Origin of the sequence: Streptomyces canus (assembly GCF_030815415.1) — a bacterium.
Taxonomy (GTDB): domain Bacteria; phylum Actinomycetota; class Actinomycetes; order Streptomycetales; family Streptomycetaceae; genus Streptomyces; species Streptomyces canus_F.
On the sequence record NZ_JAUSWW010000001.1, the window covers coordinates 289,950 to 306,134 of the forward strand.

The window sequence follows — 16,185 nt, forward strand, 5'->3', positions numbered from 1 at the left end:
ACCCAGAGTGCACGTCATAGATCTTGGTCGAAATGAGTACGACTTATAAGTCACCTAAGCTACGATGCTGTCGGCTCCACAGCGATCAGTCGCGTGAGCCGCAGTCACCCGGGAGGCAGGACAAATGGACGACACGCCAGCGATCGAAGAGGCTTTGCCGGCTCAGGTCCTTCCCGCTGCGCCCGCGGCGGTGGACGGCTCGGACGAGCGGCGTGACTACCGTCCCGGGTACGAAATCGTGGCGGAGCGGATCCTCGAGTACATCGCCGGGGAGCGGCTGGTGCCGGGTGACCGGCTGCCCACGGAGATCGACCTGGCCCAGATGCTGGGCACCAGCAGGGCGGTGGTGCGGGAAGCCGTGAAGATCCTTTCGGCCCTGGGCCGCGTACGGGCCCACAAGGGGAGAGGCCTGTTCGTCGCGGAGGACGAAGGCATGCTCATCACCAGCCGTTGGGGAGGCTTCTTCCGTCCCGTCGACATCGACCATGTGCTGATGCTGTTCGAGTTCCGCAGGGTCCAGGAGATGTCCGCCAGCAGTCTGGCGGCCACCCGCGCCACTCCTTCGGAACTGCGCACCATCGAGGTGGCCATGGAGCAGTGCCGGCATGGGTTCGTCCACCGCCAGGTCGACGTGTTCAATCAGGCGGACGACGACTTCCACGCGGCCGTGTCCGCGGCTTCGCACAACAACTTCCTCGTCAGCGCCGTGCGGGACGCACGACGTCTGCAGCGCCAGTCCAGTGCCATCGGTATCCATGACACGCTCGGCGAGAACACCGGGGCGGCCGTCGAGGAACACGAGGCGATCTACCGGGCCATCCGTGACGGCCGCCCCGAGGAGGCGGCGCATGCCACCGCGGCACACCTCGACAGAACCCTGGAGGACTACCGGCGCGAGATCCAGCGGCGCCTGTTCGGGTAACGCTGCGTCAGCGCGCACCCGGAGCTCGTCTTGCGGCGCATCCTCCCACAACGTCACGGCCGCCGCCACGGGCGCCAAGGTCGTCGACATCGCCTACACCAACGGCACCAACGCCGCCCGTACGGCCGTCCTCCAGGTCAACGGGCAGCAGGCCACCACGGTGTCCTTCCCGCCGACGGGCTCCTGGACCACGCCCGGCACCGTCTCGGTCGAGGCTTTCCTGGCCAAGGGCTCGTCGAACACGCTGAAGTTCTCCAACTCCTCCGCCTGGACACCGGACTTCGACGCCATCGAAATCCGCCCGCTGCCCGGCGCGAACGGCGCCCAGGTGGTGGGAGCGCAGTCGAACCGCCGCCTCGACCCGTCGCGGCCGCTGACACTCATCTCAGGTCCCTCGGTGACCGGCGACATCGAGCTGGAGCGGGTGGGGGCGTATACGGGCCCAGGACCCTCGACATCATCGTGCTGGGGGACGCGTAGCCGCCGGAGCACATCACGGTTTCGCAGTGCGGTCAGGTGGCCGCGCTGCGAAGCCGTGTGCATTTTCCACGCATCGATCGTGATAGATCCGATCTATTTTTGCATTTTGACCTGATCATGGGGCAGTGCCGAGGAGCTTTCCCGTTTCTGTCCCCAGCTCTAGACAACACGTGAGGGCGTACCGCTTAATACATCCGATGTCCGAGAGGATGTGGCCTGATCGGACACGAGCCGCCGTTCCCCGCCGTCCGGGCTGAGTCACGGACAAACCACTGTCCACACGCCCCGTGTCCTTCACCCCTTCTGGAGCCGCAAATGACCTCCGCTCCCCTCAGCAGGCGCTCCCTCATCAAGGCCGCCGCCCTCGCCGGCGGTACCGTGGCCTTCGGACTGCCGCAGGCCCTGTGGCCCACCGCCGCCGAGGCGTACTCGGTCTCCTCGAAGATGGACTGGTGGTACCAGGCCCGGTTCGGGATGTTCATCCACTTCGGGTCCTACTCCTACCTCGGCCACGGCGAGTGGGCCTTCAGCTCCGAGAGCTGGTCCAAGGCCAACTACCAGACCCAGGTGTCCGCGAACTTCAACCCGACCGCGTTCAACGCGGCAACCATCGCCCAACTGGCGGCGGACGCCGGCATGAAGTACCTGGTCATCACTGCCAAACACCATGAAGGCTTCGCCATGTGGGACTCCAACGTCCCCAACTTCACCGACACCACCGGCACCAAGCTGTACAACCTGCACGACTACGCCGGTGTCCAGGGTGATCTGCTGGCGGCGCTCAAGACCGAGTGCGAGGCACGAGGCGTCAAGTTCGGGCTCTACTACTCGATCCTGGACTGGAACCACCCCTCCCAGACCATCCGAAGCGGCGGTGTCACCACGATGGCATCGCAGGCCGCCCGCACGGGTTACATCGCGGACATGAAAGCCCAACTGCAGGAGCTGCTGGACCGCTACGACCCGGCGCTCCTGTGGTTCGACGGCGACTGGTTCGGCGAACCCTCCAGCCCCACCCTCCAGGACTGGTGGCTGCGGTCGGACGGTGTCGACCTCTACAACTGGTTGATCGCCCGCAAGCCCCAACTCGTCGTCAACGAACGGGTCAAGCGGGACCTCGGTCTGGGCGACTACACGGTCGCGGAGTTCGGTGTCCCCAACGCGCCGCTGGAGCGCCAGTGGGAGAGATGCGACACCATGAACGGCGCCTGGGGTTACAACGCGGGCCGAGAGAACTCCTACCGCCCCGTCAAGGATTTCGTTCAGGAACTGGTCACCTGCGTCTCGCGGGACGGCAACTTCCTGCTGAACATCGGCCCCAAGGGCGACGGCTCTGTCACCACCGGATCCGTGACCGTTCTGCGCGGCCTGGCCTCCTGGATGGCGACGTACGGCGACAGCGTGCACGGAGCCACGGCAAGCCCCTTCACCACCGACCCCACCTGGGGCAGGGCTACCAAGAAGGACGGCAAGCTGTTCGCCCACGTCTTCACCTGGCCCGCGGGCGGCGTGCTGCAGATCCCGGCGATCACCAACACGATCAGCCGCGTCTACCTGATGAACAACCCCTCGGCCTCGCTCACCTACACCGTCAGCGGCGGCCAGATCAGCGTCACCGTGCCGGCTACCGCCCCGGACGCCAATGACTCCGTGGTCTGCGTCGAGGTCAGCGGCGTCCCCACGGCCGCCGGCGCAGCCCGGGTGACCGTGTTCCAGGACGTGAGTTACTCCTCGGCGAGCGCCGCCCTGCCGCTGGGCAGCTACACCTCCTCCCAGCTGTCGGCCGCGGGAGTGGGCTCCGCGACCATCTCCTCGCTCAGGGTGCCCCAGGGCTACCGGGTGACGGGCTACTCCGGCGACAACTTCACCGGCACGGCCTGGACGTTCACCGCGGACAATCCCGACCTGCGGGTGACCGGCAGCAACGACGCCATCGTCTCGCTGAAGGTCACCTTCAACCCGGCCACGTACTTCCGTCTGATCAACGTCACGGACGGTCTGGCCCTGGACAGCGGCGGCAACGTCGCCAGCGGCTCGAACCTCAAGCAGTGGACGCCGGTCGACAGCCCCAACCTCCAGTGGCAGGCCGTAGACCTCGGCGACGGCTACTACAGGCTGGTCAACCGCGCCAACGGCATGGTCGCCGACGGCTGGGGCTCGACCAGCAACGGCGCTCCAGCCCAGCAAGCGGCCTGGAACGGCGATCCCCACCAGCAGTGGAAGATAACCGACCGCGGCAACGGCCAGTACTCGATCGCCAACCGCACCACCGGACTCGTCCTCGACGGCGGCGGACAGGTCTCCTCCGGGTCTGTGACCAAGCAGTGGACCTGGGTGACCAACAACAACCTGCTGTGGACGTTCCAGCCCACCTCCTGACCACCCGTCACGGCCGCGCCGCCCGTACCTCTTCCCGGACCACAGCGCCACGACGCGCCTCCCGCGTGGCCGCTGTGGGCCGGGGCCCCTCCGACCCGCACGTCTCCACGAAGAAGACGCGCACGTCCCCACGCGGAAGAGCCGCACGTCCCCACCCAGCAAAGAAGGGCCGCACATGCGCACCTCCCGAAGACTCTCCGCCAGACTCACGGCCACGGCATCCGCCACCTGCCTGGCCGCTGCCGGACTCGCCCTCGTCCCGGCGGCAGACGCCTCGGCCGCGGACGCGCCGCAGGGCGGCCACGTCTACACCCTGACGGCAGCCAACAGCGGCAAGAACGCCGCCGTGCTGTCGGACTCCCTGGCCAACAGCGCGACGGTCGTGCAGAAGACCGCCTCCGGCGGCCCCGGCCAGCTGTGGGAGGCGGTCGACCACGGCGACGGCACCTTCTCGCTGGTCAACATCAACAGCGGCAAGTGCATGGACGTGGCGAACGGCTCCACGAACGCGGGCGCCCCGATCGTCCAGGGGACCTGCACCGGCGCCGGCAACCAGCGCTGGGCCTTCAGCGGTTCGGCGATCGTCTCCGCCCGCAGCGGCCTGTGCCTGGACGTCTCCGGCGGCTCCACCGCGGAGGACCGCGCGCTCATCCAGTGGACCTGCAAGAACACGGCCAACCAGCAGTGGAGCCTGACCGAGCGTCTGCGCTCGGCGACCTGGGGCCCGGCCATGGTCAGCGGCGGCCAGAGCTTCAACGCGCAGACCATCCGGATGGTCGTCCACAACAACACCTCCGGCGCGGGGCTGCGCATCCGGCTGTCCAACCTGCGCGGCACGACCGCCCTCTCGGTCGGTGCCGTCACGGTGGCGGTCCAGTCCAGCGGCGCCACCGCGGTCGCGGGCACCACCCACACCGTCACCTTCGGCCGTTCGGCCACGCCGACCATCCCCGCTGGGCAGGAACTGACCAGCGACGTCATCCCGATGCCGGTCGTCGCGGAGCAGAACCTGCTGGTGAGCGTCTACCTCCCGGGCACCACCGGCGCCTCGACCTACCACTACGACGCCCACCAGACCTCCTACCTGTCCGCCGCGGGCACCGGCAACCACGCGGCCGAGGAGGCCGCGACGAACTTCGCCACCACCACGGCCCGCTGGTTCTACGTCGCCGGACTCGACGTCGTGTCACCCACGGCCAAGGGAACCGTCGTGGCCATCGGCGACTCCATCACCGACGGCTCCAGCGCCACCGACAACGCCAACCAGCGCTGGCCCGACTACCTCGCCCGGCGGCTGCAGGCCGAGTCCGGTGGCCAGCGCCTCGGCGTGGTCGACGCGGGCATCGGCGGCAACCGCGTGGTCACCGACAGCCCGTCCGCGCCGCAGGGCATCGCGGCCATGACCCGGTTCTCCCACGACGTCCTGACCCAGCCGGGCGTGAAGGACGTCATCGTGCTGGAGGGCATCAACGACATCAACTCCACCACCGTCACCGCCGACCAGATCATCGCCGGCTACCAGACCATGATCAACCAGGCGCACCAGGCCGGTGTCCGGATCATCGGCGGGACGATCCTGCCGAACTCCACGCAGACCGCCGCCAAGGCCGCCATCCGCGCCCAGGTCAACGATTGGATCCGCACCAGCGGCGCGTTCGACGCGGTGATCGACTTCGACGCGGCGCTCCGGGACCCGGCCAACCCGGCGCGCTTGCTCCCCGCCTACGACAGCGGCGACCATCTGCACCCCAACAGCGCCGGCATGCAGGCCATGGCCAACACGGTGAACCTCGCGCTGCTCACCTCCTGAGCGGTGCCCACCTCCCGGACGGCGTAGTTCCGTCCGGTGCCCCCTCTGCGCGTGTACGGGGCACCGGACGGAACGGCCCGTCATCCGTGCGCCTGCGGGCAGCTACTGCCGACGATGCCGGCCAAGGGCACTGTCACGTTGGCTGACCGGTGGGATGATCTTCTGGTTGATCAGCCTGGGAAGGGGCGTCCGTGGGGAGCGCGTCGCTGTCGTACAACGGGCACCGGTACCCGGCCGAGGTCATCTCCTGACCTTCCCCTCGTAGCGTTGAGGCTGTGACTGCAGGGGAAGTTGAGAGTCATGGCGGAGAAGCGACAGTCGTACGATGCCGAGTTCCGTGAGGGGGCTGTGCGGATCGTGACTGAGACGGGGAAGACGATCGCGCAGGTAGCGGCCGATCTCGGTTTCAAGGAGACCACCCTGGGCAGCTGGGTGGCGCGGGCCCGGAGGGCCGGCGGGGGCGGGACGCTGGGCGAGCTGGAACGCGAGGAGCTCGTGCGGCTGCGCCGGGAGAGCGTGGAGAACCGCAAGCGGATCAAGGAAGTTGAGATGGAGCGTGATGTCTTCAAGCGTGCCATGGCTCTCTGGGTGAAGTGACCGAGAACGAACCGGAGGCGCTGGTCGCCTTCATCGGTCGCCAGAGAGCCGAGCACACCGTGCCCCATCGGAGGTCCTGTCGCCTGCTCGGGGTGAGCGAGGCGTGGTTCTACAAATGGCGGCGACGTTCCGCGGAGCCGACGGAACGTGAGGTCAGGCGCGTGAAGCTGGAGGAAAGGATCAGGTACTTCTTCCGCGCGTCGGGCGAGACGTACGGGTCGCCGAGGATCACGCTGGATTTGTGGGAGGAGGGCTGGCAGGTGTCGGTGAACACCACCGTCGCCGAGATCATGGCCGAGCTCGGCCTACAGGGGCGCAAGCCCCCGCGTCGGCGGAAGTCACTGACCCGGCAGGGCAAGCGGAAAGCCGCCCCTGACCTGGTGCGTCGTCGGTTCGACGCTGTCGCTCCGGATCTGCTGTGGTACGGCGACATGACCGAGATCGAGACCGGCGAGGGCAAGATCTACTTGGCGACGGTGGATTCAACTGGTCGTCGCAACACTTTGACCTCGAAGCCGTCGCCATGGCCATCAACAACCGGCCCCGCAAGACCCTCGGCTGGCGGACACCCGCCGAGGTCTTCGAAGAGCAGCTACGCTCGCTGCAACAGCCCGGTGTTGCAACGACTGGTTGAACTCGCCGAGTACACGTCCGAGGCGTACAACAAGCTCTGTGACCGCCTGGGCGTGGTGCAGTCCATGGGACGGGTGGGGTCCGCGCTGGACAATGCCGCCGCGGAGAGTTTCAACTCGCTGATCAAGGTCGAGTACATCCACCGCCGACAATTCGCGACCCGGACCGAGGCCCGCCTGAAGATCGCCACATGGATCACTGGGTTCTACAACCCGCGACGAAGGCACAGCGCGGCCGGCGGCCTACCGCCCGAGGAGTTCGAAAGAATCATCGCCGAAGCGCGCGAGCGACACGGCCAGAAAGATCAGACCGCATAACCGAAGTCTCTACGGAACCAGGGGATTGACACTCCCCCTGCGTGTGGCTGTACCACCGCTTCCCGCTGTCGTTCCGCGAGGTCGAGGAGCTGATGCTTGAGCGCGGGATCGTCCTCTCCTACGAGACGGTCCGCCGCTGGTGTGTGAAGTTCGGCCCGGCCTACGCACGCGAGTTGCGTCGCCGTCGGCCCCGGCCTGGGGACAAGTGGCACCTGGACGATATCTTCATCAAGATCAACGGCGAGCAGAAGTACCTCTGACGGGCGGTCGACCAGGACGGCATGGTGCTGGACATCCTGGTGCAGAACCAGCGGGACAAGACCGCGGCCAGACGCTTCTTCCGCAGGCTGATGAAGAAGACCCGCACGGTGCCCGGGGTGGTCGTCACCGACAGGCTCCGCTCCTACGGGGCGGCCCACCGCGAGGTCATGCCCTCCGTCGAGCACCGCTCCCACAAGGGGCTGAACAACCGGGCGGAGAACAGCCACCAGCCCACAAGGCAGCGCGAACGGGCGATGAATGGTTTCCGAAGCACCGGCGCTGCCCAGCGGTTCCTGTCCGCGTTCAGCGGCATCTCACCCCACTTCCGCCCCAGACGCCACCTGATGACCGCCCCCGACTACCGAGCCGAAATGACCATCCGCTTCGCCATCTGGGACCAGATCACCGGCGCTGCCGACCGACCCACCACGGCCTGACCACAGGCCCGGCTCCCAAGCCCACCCTGCCCCGACGCGCCGTCAGGCAGTCACACCCCCAACAACGTGACAACGCCCCTGCTCGAGATAGGCGTGTTCCACCCACCGACGGCACCGGGCCGACGCCTCGTCAGGCGAGCGCCGAGGTCGAGGTCAAGGTCGAGGCCCCCAGGAAGTCCCTGCGCAACGGCATGCCGGACAGGCCGTCACCGCCGGTCCTGACCGCCAGCACCTGGTTGACGCCCATCGTGTTGGTCTCGAACCCGACCGCCGAGGCAGCCATATACAGGCGCCATACCCGCGCCCGCCCGGGCGAGGTCAGTTTGACCGCCTCGTCCCAGTGCGCTTCGAGGTTGGCCACCCACTCACGTAGCGTGAGGGCATAGTGCTCGCGCAGGGACTCGACGTCGCGCACCTCGAAGCCCGCTTCCTCCAGCAGCGACACGGTGGAGCCTATGGGAGCCAGCTCGCCGTCGGGGAAGATGTACCGGTCGATGAAGGGGTCCATCCGGTACTTCCCTTCGTCCCGCACAGGGCGCCGCGATATCTGGTGGTTGAGCAACCTCCCGCCGGGCTTCAGCAGTTGATGCAGGATGTCTGCGTACTCTCGGTATCGCTTCCTGCCCACGTGCTCGGCCATACCGATCGAGGAGATCGCGTCGAAGGGGGAGTCGTCGATCTGGCGGTAGTCCTGCACCCTGATCTCCACCAGGTGCTCAAGCCCCGCCGCGGCGACACGCTCGCGAGCCAGTGCCGCCTGCTCGTCCGAGATGGTGACCCCTACGACCTGTACGCCGTAGCGTCCGGCCGCGTGTATGGCCATCGAGCCCCAGCCGCAGCCCACGTCCAGCAGCCGCTGCCCCTTGCGCAGAGCGAGCTTGCGGCAGACCAGGTCCAGTTTGGCCTCCTGGGCCTGCTCCAGAGTGTTGTCGGAGCCGGAGGACGGGTCGCTCTGCCAGTAGGCACAGGAGTAGACGAGGGAGGGGCCCAGGACCAGGGCGTAGAAGTCGTTGCCCACGTCGTAGTGGTGACTGATGGCCGCCTTGTCACGGCGCATGCTGTGCGCGGGACCGCGACGGCGCACCACCTCCTCGGCGGGTGGTGCCGGCGGGAGCCCGACCCCCGCGAGGCCGAGCGTTCGGCTCACGGTACGCAGGCTGCCGGGGGTGGTCAGCACGCTCAGCGCTCCGCGGAGCGCCGCCGTGCGGCTGCCGGACTCCTCCCGTTCCCACAGCAGGGTCGAGATGCGTTTCAGCAACTCGTACAGGTCGCCGTCGACTTCGAGGTCTCCGGCCACCCAGGCGCGGGCAAGCCCCAGCTCGCCGGGCCGCCACAGCAGACGCCGCAAAGCTTCGCGGTTGTGCAGGACGAAGGCCGGCCCGTCCTTGGGACCGGCCGTGCTGCCGTCCCAGAGGCGGATTCCCACGGGCAGGGGGAGACCCAGCGCCTGTTCACTGAAGCGGGCCAGAACTGCTGCGGCTGGTTCGGTCATGTGAAACCTCTCAGTTCAAAACGCGGGCCTTATCCACCGGCCCCACGTCGGTCAGCAGCTGGTGGGCGTAGGAGCAGGGGATGGAGAACAACCTTGTGTGACCGTGCCCATCGCGCTGTGCCTTGCGCAGCAGGGCGAGCCCCGCCCTCCGGGCTGCCCGGTCGTCCGTAGCCGGGCAGCAGGCCCCCCGCGACATCGCGGGCGGCCTGCTGTCGTCCGGGATCTACTGACTGACTGTCAGCTCTCGTTGGTCGTACGGCGCCTGCGCGCGAAGTAGACCGCGGCAATGCCGGCCGCCACGACGGCGAGACCGGCACCCGCGAGGACGGGGGTGCTGCTCGACGCGCCGGTTTCGGCGAGGTCTCCGTTCGTGGACGGCTGGTTCGCCCCCGTGCCGCTGCCGGTGCCGCTGCCGCTGCCGCTGCCCGTGCTGGTGCCGGGCTCGGGCGTGGCCGAGTCGTCAGGGGTGGGGGTAGGGGACGGACTCGCACCGGGCACGTCGTTGTCGGCGAGCTGCGCCGCGAAGGCGCCGGCGATCAGCTTGTGGCCGTCGGCGTTGGGGTGGGGGTCCTTCTTCGTGCACGCCCAGGTCAGCTGGCAGATCTTGGCCACGTTGGCCGGCACCTCACCCGCGCCGGGCACGTTGACCTGGGTGGTGAAGTCGTCCGAGGAGAAGGCCCCGGCCACGTCCGCCACCTTGAAGCCGGTGGACTTGTACACCTGGGTGATGCCCGTGTTGGCGACCCCGACCAGGGGTGCCGACTCCTTGGCGGCCTGCTGACCCGCGGCGCCCAGCAGCCAGGTCGCCAGGAACGGGTTGTAGTACGTCGATCCCACGAACTGGGTGTTCTTCGTGCCCGCCTCGCGGAGCGCGCCCGCGATCTGGGCGATGTTCTTCGCCATGGTCTGGCTCCGGCTGTTCAGGCACGCCCCGTCGAGGGTGCCGGCCGGGCCGACGCAGTTGAGGAGGATGTCGTTCGCGCCCACGCTGAGGGTCACGTAGGCGACCTTGCCGCGGTGCTGGGCCAAGGCCTGCAGGGCGGCGTCCAGTTGGGACTTGGCGTGCGGGTAGTCGCACTTGCCGCCCTTGATCAGAGACTCGGTGGTCTCAGCGGTGCAGCCGAGGCGTATGTGCTTCAGTCCGGGGGTGCGCTGCTTGAGCTGCGCGTAGAGCTGGTCGGTGTAGGCGAGGTCGGTGTCCTTGTCGACGTTCGGCTGGTAACCCGTGGTCAGGGAGTCGCCGAGCGAGATGTAGTACGTGGCGTCCTTGCCGTTGGTCGCCTCGTCGGCGATGGCCGGTCCGGGCGTGCTCAACGCGATCGCCGCAGCAGAGATGGCCAGTCCGGGGCCGAAACGCTGGAGGAATCTCATCACTTGGTGCACTTTCAGTTGTGTGGGGGGTCCGAAATGCCGATCAGCATGGGGTGAGACATGGCGGGAAGCAGCGCAACTCAGCCGCCACGGTTCCCGGGCACCCGAAGAAGGCCTTTCTGAAAAGCCTAGATGGGATGTATGCCGCCGATGAGCTTGCGGGTTCTGCCCGGGTTAATTTCGGGTGCGGGCGTCAATCTAGGGGGCTGGCCACCGGCTTGGCTGTGGGAAGGCCGACAAAGTGACGGATCCTCTGACACGTGTAACGGCCAAAATGATCCCATCAATTCGCACTTGGTGACGGGACCCGTTGGTAGCCTGTCTGTCGGTGATCGACTGGGGAGGTTCTCCTCTCAGAAACAGGCACTGAGAGGGTGTTTTCATCGCCATTAAGGTGCTTTAGGTAGATATCCATGCCTGATCTGGTGGGGGCGATGGGGTTGATGCGATCTGCGTTGCGGGAGGGTTGATTAAGCGGGTGTCTTGGTCTGGCTGCTCCTGTTTCATCCCAAGGCGCCGGATTACGCGCCGTGCGCTTCGAGCGCTGGAACGCGCGCCTGGGCTCTGTGGGTAGTCCGGGATCGTGCCTGAACGCCGTCGTTATCCGAGCGATCTGTCCGATGCCCGCTGGGAGTTGGTCGAGCCGATCCTGACCGCCTGGCGGGCCGAACGCCGCGGCCGCGGACTGGACATCGGCCGTCCACCGAACCACGACCTACGCAGCCTGCTCGACGCGGTCCTCTACGGTGGAGCCGCACAGCGTTTTCGCAGGTGAGCCGCCTGATCGCAGACTAGCGCGTCGTTAAGCCCGTTCGGAAAATCTCGTCCAGCACTCCAGCGCCTGGTCTGCGACGAGTTCAGCGGGGCAGCGCCCGGCGTGCACTGGTCGCGCCCCCGCTCGCCGGGTGCTGTCGATGACCGCGTCCGCGATGCCCCCTCGGCGCCGCGAACACGGCCGCTTCGTGATGTCGGCACCTGCCTGACAGGCGTCTGGCGGCAGGTCAGCGGAGCCGGGCGGTCAGGTGATATCGGCCCGAGGGCAACCTGTACGAGGCCACACCGTCCTTGTGGCCGAGGAGACGCACCCCGTCCACTCGGGCCAGCGGAGTCCGTCCTTCGCGTACGGCATCGGCGGAGATGACTGAAAGGCGCAGCGTCGCCTCGCTGTTGGCGGGCACGAGCGCGTCGTACACAAGGCTCCCGCCTCCGTCCTCCATCTTCCACTCGCTCCTGATCTCGCCGTACGGCGACTCGTGCGAGCCCGACACCTGCGTGATCCTGGCGGTGGGATCGATGTGGGGTTGCAGGACGAAGTGCTTGAAGCCGGGGCTGTCCGGGTCGCGGGCGATGCCGGCCATGTAGGCGTACATCCACTCCATGATCGCGCCGTAGGCGTAGTGGTTGAAGGAGTTCATGCTTACCGGCCCGAACCCGTCCTCCTTGGAGTAGGAGTTCCATCGCTCCCAGACGGTGGTGGCGCCGTTCTTCACGGAGAACAGCCAGGACGGCAAGGCGTCCTGGTGGAGCAGCTTGTACGCCAGGTCCGCGCGCCCCTCGTCGGTGAGGATGGGGGCGAGGACGTTGACGCCGAGGAAGCCGACGGACAGCGTGTTCTCGGCGTACCTGACCCGGCTGCTGTTCGGGTGCGCCGCCTTGTAGGCTTCGTCGTTGCCGATGTTGTCGGCGAGATGCCCGACGAGTGTGCGGCGTTGGGCCTCCGTCTCGTAGAAACCGAGCTTGAGGACCCAGAGCAGCGCCGTCTGGCTGTTGTCCTCCGTCTTCTGGTTGGGGTCGGAGCCCGGTTCGATCGGGGAGGCGTCGCCGAGGCTGGACTTGACCGTGACCGCGCCGCCCTCGGTGCTCAGGTACTTGGTGATGAACGCCTGCCTGATGCGTCCGAAGAGCCGGTCGTACACCTCTCCCTCCGCCGTCCTGCCGATCGCGCGGGCCATCTGTGCCATCAGCCGGGTGCTGTAGCCGTAGTAGACGTCGCTCATCAGCTGGGCGCTGGTCTTCTGGGGCCCCAGCCAGTCGCCGGTGAGGGAGCCCTGTCCGGCATAGGTGTCGCCGGTCTGCTCCTGGATCCAGTCCAGGTAGCGGGTCATCGCCGGCCAGTTGTCCTTGACGATGGTCGCGTCCCCGGTCATCTGCCACACGGCCCAGGGCACGATGACACCGGTGTCCGCCCAACCGCTGCCGCCGCCAGGGAAGTTGAATCGTCCGGTGGGGGCGACCCCGGTGAACTGGGCTTTGTCCGTACCGTAGATGGCCTGGGAGTCGACGACCGTGTCCTGGAAGTGGCTGAGGAAGACCCCGGCGTCCACGTTGTACAGACCCGTCGTGGAGAAGACCTGGGTGTCGCCGGTCCAGCCGAGGCGTTCGTCGCGCTGCGGGCAGTCGGTGGGCACCCAGAGGTAGTTGCCGCGCTGACCCCAACGGATGTTGCTCGCAAGCTGGTTGATGTCGGGATCGTTGGTGGTGAAGGTACCGATCTCGCGGATCGCGGAGGTGGCGACCTTTCCGGTTAGGCCGGCGATCGTGACGGTGTCCGTCGTGGTGACGGACACATAACGGAAGCCATAGAAGGTCAGGCAGTCCTGGTGGGTCTCGCCGTGCCGGTCGCCCTTGAGGATGTAGGTGCTAGTGGCCTTGGCGCTTCGGAGATTGGCCCGGTAGAGGGAGCCCTCGGGGCCGTCCGCGCCGGTGCTGTCGTCATTGAGCATCTCGCCGAACCTGAACTCGACCTTGGCTCCGGCGGGGCCGCGCAGGCTGTAGCGGGCCACACCGACCATGTTCTGACCGAGGTCGAAGACGGCCGTCTCGCCACTGCCGATCGTGGCCGAGGCGGAGGCCGCCTTCACGGGGTCGGTCACCGTCCGGGCGGGGTCCACGACGATGCGGCCCCTGCCGTTGGGGCTGCCGTCCTGCCCGGTCACCCCCGTGGCGACGGTGATCGACCGCGGTCGCCGATCCCAACGGTCCATGAAGCGCGCGGTCTCGCCCGGGTAGACGAGGAGCTGCGCGTCCGGGAACTTGTCCTCGAAGGCGACTCGCTCCACGTCCGACCAGGCGGAGTCGTCGAACCCGTGCGCTGTCCAGCCCGGCAGCTCCATCCGGGCGTCGTAGGTCTGGCCGTCGTAGATGTCGTCGGCGCGGTAGGGGCCGGTGTCGGTGGCCTTCCAGCCGCCGTCCGGCCCGGTGACGACCGTCTGCGACGTCCCGTCGGCGTACCGGATCAGTAGCTTGGCCTTGACGGCCAAGGCGTTGCCGTCCGCCGAGTAGTACGTACTGCCGTCGGATATACGGCCGTTGTACCAGCCGTTACCCAGGACGAACCCGAGGGTGACGTCCGCGCGCTCTCGCGTCACGAGGTCCGTGACGTCATACGTCATGTAGTTGACGCGCGCGTCGTAGTTCGTCGAGCCCGGGGGGAGCAGTTCGATCGCGGTGCCGTCGTCCTGCGGGACGGTCACGTGGCGTCCGTTGACATAGGCCTCGTACACGCCGAGGGCCGAGACGTACAGCCGCGCCTCGCGGATCCCCTTTTTCAGAACCACTTGCCTCCGAAGCATCGGCGCCCCAGCCGAGTTGGGGACCTTCCCCTTCATCCCGATCCACTGCGAGCCCTCCCATCCGCCGACGCCGTCAGTGCTCATGAGGCCGGTCTCGAAGAAGGCGGGGGGCGCCGTACCGACCGGACGGCCTTCGGCGTCCCAGACGGTGACGGTCCAGTGGTAGCGGGTTGAGGTGTTCAGCGCCCTGCCCGCGTAGCGGACAGCCACGGAATCGGCGGAGCGTACGCGGCCGCTGTCCCAGACGTCCGCGCGACTGGCCGTCAGCCTGTCCCGTGAGCTCGCCACCAGGATCTGGTAGGCCCCCTGGCTCCGCCCGCGCGACGCGGACCGCATGCGCCAGCCGAAGCGCGGCCGCTCGGCGTCCACGCCCAGGGGGTCGGTGCGGTGTTCCACGGTCAGTCCGGTCACCGCGGCGTCCGGACGGCGGGACGGTGCCGCCTGCGCGGTGGCCGAGCCGCCCACGGCGCCGGCCACTACCGGCACCGCGCCGGCCGTCGCCACGAGCATGGTTCTACGGCGGATTCCCGCGTTGCCTCCGCCGGGGCATCGCTCTTGCCGAGGTCACGGTCCGTGCCGTCCGCATGGTGGGGTGCATTGCTCACACCGTCATCCCTTCGGGTGTTGGGGGGTGGTCAGGAGCCGGACTTGTAGTCGGTGTCCATCTCGGCGAGGAGCTTTTCGGGCGTGGACTGGCCGCTGAAGATCTCCTGAAGGCCGCTGAGCATGGTCTGCTGGACCTTGGCGTTGGGCCACAGCTGGTCCATGAACGGCACGGTGCGGTCCGACGTGATGAACTTGGACAGTTCGGCCAGGGACGGATCCGCCACGTACCCCGTGTCCGGCAGGGAGGGCAGACCGCCCTGCTTCTTGACGAACAGGTTCATGCCCTCGTGCGACATCACGAAGTTCACGAACTTCAGGGCGAGTTCCTTGTTCTTCGCCTTGGCGTTGACGCCGTAGCCGGCGCCCGCAGCCGCCGGGATGAGGGTCTGGGAGGGGTCATCGGTGGCGGGGAGCGCCTTGAGCGTGAACGTGCCCTTCGGGTTCTTGCCCTTCAGGAGGGCGATCACCCAGTTGCCCTGGATGATGCCGAGGGTCTTTCCGGAGGCGGCGAGGGCTTGGCTGGCTTCGTAGTTGGTGCCCAGCGGGTTCTTCTGGAAGCAGCCGGTCTTCTCCATCGTGAGGTACTTGTCCAGGGCGGTGGCCCACTGCGACTGGGCGAAGGTGGCCTGGCCCGCCTGCATCTGCTGGTCGAAGTCGCGGTCCGGGCCGTAGACGGTGGTGGCGACCAGTGCGTACAGGACGAGTTGGGTCACCCAGTTGTCCTGGTTGCCGAGGGCGAAGGCCGGGGTTCCCTTGGCCTTCGCGGCCTTGCAGAAGGCCAGCAGGTCGGTCCAGGTGTCCGGCGCGGTGAGCCCGGCCTTCTGCACGGCCTGCTCGTTGTAGACGGCGCCGATGCCGTTCTGGCCGAAGATCGCGTTGTACGTCTTGCCCTCGTACTGCGCGACGGTCTTGATGGCGTCCGGCATCTTGGCGGCCCAGGACTGGTCCGAAAGGTCGCGCAGATAGCCGGGCTTGGCCAGGACGACCGTGGCGCCCGGGTTGCCGTTGCCGGGCCAGACCGACATCACGTCGGGTGCGGTGCCCGAGGACAGCTGGGTGCGGATCTGCTGCTGGTACTGGTCGGCGCCGCTGGTGGTGTAGCGGACCTTGACGCCGGGGTTGGCCTTCTCGAAGGCCTTGACGACGTCCTCGACGGAGCCCTGGTCGACCGAGGCGAGCGTCAGGGTCTTCGATCCCCCGCCGGAGTCTCCTGCCCTGGTACCGCCGCTGCAGGCGGCCAACACCGCCACGGATGTCACCGCGGCGATCAGGGCCGGGAGTGTGCGTGTCTTCATGAAGTCCCCCTCG

The 16,185-nt window shown here is 67.6% G+C and carries 10 protein-coding genes and 3 pseudogenes; 9 read left to right on the plus strand and 4 right to left on the minus strand.

What is annotated here, in order from left to right:
- Window positions 1-124: 124 nt before the first annotated feature.
- From QF037_RS01340 to QF037_RS01375, 8 genes and pseudogenes are all read left to right on the plus strand, one after another.
- Window positions 125-922: a FadR/GntR family transcriptional regulator gene (locus tag QF037_RS01340; RefSeq protein ID WP_307020975.1), complete on the plus strand. Its 798-nt coding sequence runs from the start codon at window positions 125-127 to the stop codon at window positions 920-922.
- Window positions 849-1,517, plus strand: a complete 669-nt coding sequence (locus QF037_RS50825) for a hypothetical protein (protein WP_373463637.1) — start codon at window positions 849-851, stop codon at window positions 1,515-1,517. The genes QF037_RS01340 and QF037_RS50825 overlap by 74 nt, the downstream gene beginning before the upstream one ends.
- Before the next feature lie 200 nt (window positions 1,518-1,717).
- Window positions 1,718-3,781, plus strand: coding sequence for an alpha-L-fucosidase (locus QF037_RS01350; protein ID WP_307020980.1), 2,064 nt, complete (start codon window positions 1,718-1,720; stop codon window positions 3,779-3,781).
- Window positions 3,782-3,956: 175 nt separating this feature from the next.
- Window positions 3,957-5,591, plus strand: coding sequence for a GDSL-type esterase/lipase family protein (locus tag QF037_RS01355; RefSeq protein ID WP_307020982.1), 1,635 nt, complete (start codon window positions 3,957-3,959; stop codon window positions 5,589-5,591).
- A gap of 300 nt (window positions 5,592-5,891) precedes the next feature.
- Window positions 5,892-6,188: a transposase gene (locus QF037_RS01360; RefSeq protein WP_307020984.1), complete on the plus strand. Its 297-nt coding sequence runs from the start codon at window positions 5,892-5,894 to the stop codon at window positions 6,186-6,188.
- A 161-nt stretch (window positions 6,189-6,349) separates the two neighbouring features.
- A pseudogene (locus QF037_RS01365) lies at window positions 6,350-6,505 on the plus strand (transposase); the annotation flags it as partial.
- 372 nt (window positions 6,506-6,877) lie between these two features.
- Window positions 6,878-7,138 (plus strand): integrase core domain-containing protein, encoded by a 261-nt coding sequence (locus QF037_RS01370; RefSeq protein WP_307036926.1) that lies wholly within the window; start codon window positions 6,878-6,880, stop codon window positions 7,136-7,138.
- A 41-nt stretch (window positions 7,139-7,179) separates the two neighbouring features.
- Window positions 7,180-7,836 (plus strand): annotated as a pseudogene (locus QF037_RS01375) (IS6 family transposase).
- Window positions 7,837-7,966: 130 nt separating this feature from the next.
- Here QF037_RS01375 and QF037_RS01380 read toward each other — a convergent pair.
- Both QF037_RS01380 and QF037_RS01385 read right to left on the minus strand, forming a co-directional pair.
- Window positions 7,967-9,328 carry an SAM-dependent methyltransferase gene (locus QF037_RS01380; RefSeq protein ID WP_307020986.1) on the minus strand — a complete coding sequence of 454 codons (1,362 nt, stop codon included), beginning with the start codon at window positions 9,326-9,328 and terminating at the stop codon, window positions 7,967-7,969.
- 237 nt (window positions 9,329-9,565) lie between these two features.
- Entirely contained in the window at window positions 9,566-10,699 is a 1,134-nt protein-coding gene (locus QF037_RS01385) for an SGNH/GDSL hydrolase family protein (RefSeq protein ID WP_307020988.1), read from the minus strand.
- A gap of 583 nt (window positions 10,700-11,282) precedes the next feature.
- On the opposite strand from QF037_RS01385, the pseudogene QF037_RS01390 reads away from it, so the two are divergent.
- Window positions 11,283-11,444, plus strand: a pseudogene (locus tag QF037_RS01390) (IS5 family transposase); the annotation flags it as partial.
- Between the two features lie 256 nt (window positions 11,445-11,700).
- On the opposite strand, the gene QF037_RS01395 reads toward QF037_RS01390, so the two are convergent.
- Both QF037_RS01395 and QF037_RS01400 read right to left on the minus strand, forming a co-directional pair.
- Window positions 11,701-14,781, minus strand: a complete 3,081-nt coding sequence (locus tag QF037_RS01395) for an alpha-L-rhamnosidase (RefSeq protein ID WP_307020990.1) — start codon at window positions 14,779-14,781, stop codon at window positions 11,701-11,703.
- A gap of 125 nt (window positions 14,782-14,906) precedes the next feature.
- Entirely contained in the window at window positions 14,907-16,172 is a 1,266-nt protein-coding gene (locus QF037_RS01400) for an ABC transporter substrate-binding protein (protein WP_307020992.1), read from the minus strand.
- Window positions 16,173-16,185 lie beyond the last annotated feature (13 nt).

What these genes read in the sequence shown, in the direction of transcription:
- QF037_RS01340 (WP_307020975.1), top strand. Translation starts at nt 125, where the DNA reads ATGGACGACACGCCAGCGATCGAAGAGGCTTTGCCGGCTCAGGTCCTT.
- QF037_RS50825 (WP_373463637.1), top strand. Translation starts at nt 849, where the DNA reads ATGCCACCGCGGCACACCTCGACAGAACCCTGGAGGACTACCGGCGCG.
- QF037_RS01350 (WP_307020980.1), top strand. Translation starts at nt 1,718, where the DNA reads ATGACCTCCGCTCCCCTCAGCAGGCGCTCCCTCATCAAGGCCGCCGCC.
- QF037_RS01355 (WP_307020982.1), top strand. Translation starts at nt 3,957, where the DNA reads ATGCGCACCTCCCGAAGACTCTCCGCCAGACTCACGGCCACGGCATCC.
- QF037_RS01360 (WP_307020984.1), top strand. Translation starts at nt 5,892, where the DNA reads ATGGCGGAGAAGCGACAGTCGTACGATGCCGAGTTCCGTGAGGGGGCT.
- QF037_RS01380 (WP_307020986.1), bottom strand. Translation starts at nt 9,328, where the DNA reads ATGACCGAACCAGCCGCAGCAGTTCTGGCCCGCTTCAGTGAACAGGCG.
- QF037_RS01385 (WP_307020988.1), bottom strand. Translation starts at nt 10,699, where the DNA reads ATGAGATTCCTCCAGCGTTTCGGCCCCGGACTGGCCATCTCTGCTGCG.
- QF037_RS01395 (WP_307020990.1), bottom strand. Translation starts at nt 14,781, where the DNA reads ATGCTCGTGGCGACGGCCGGCGCGGTGCCGGTAGTGGCCGGCGCCGTG.
- QF037_RS01400 (WP_307020992.1), bottom strand. Translation starts at nt 16,172, where the DNA reads ATGAAGACACGCACACTCCCGGCCCTGATCGCCGCGGTGACATCCGTG.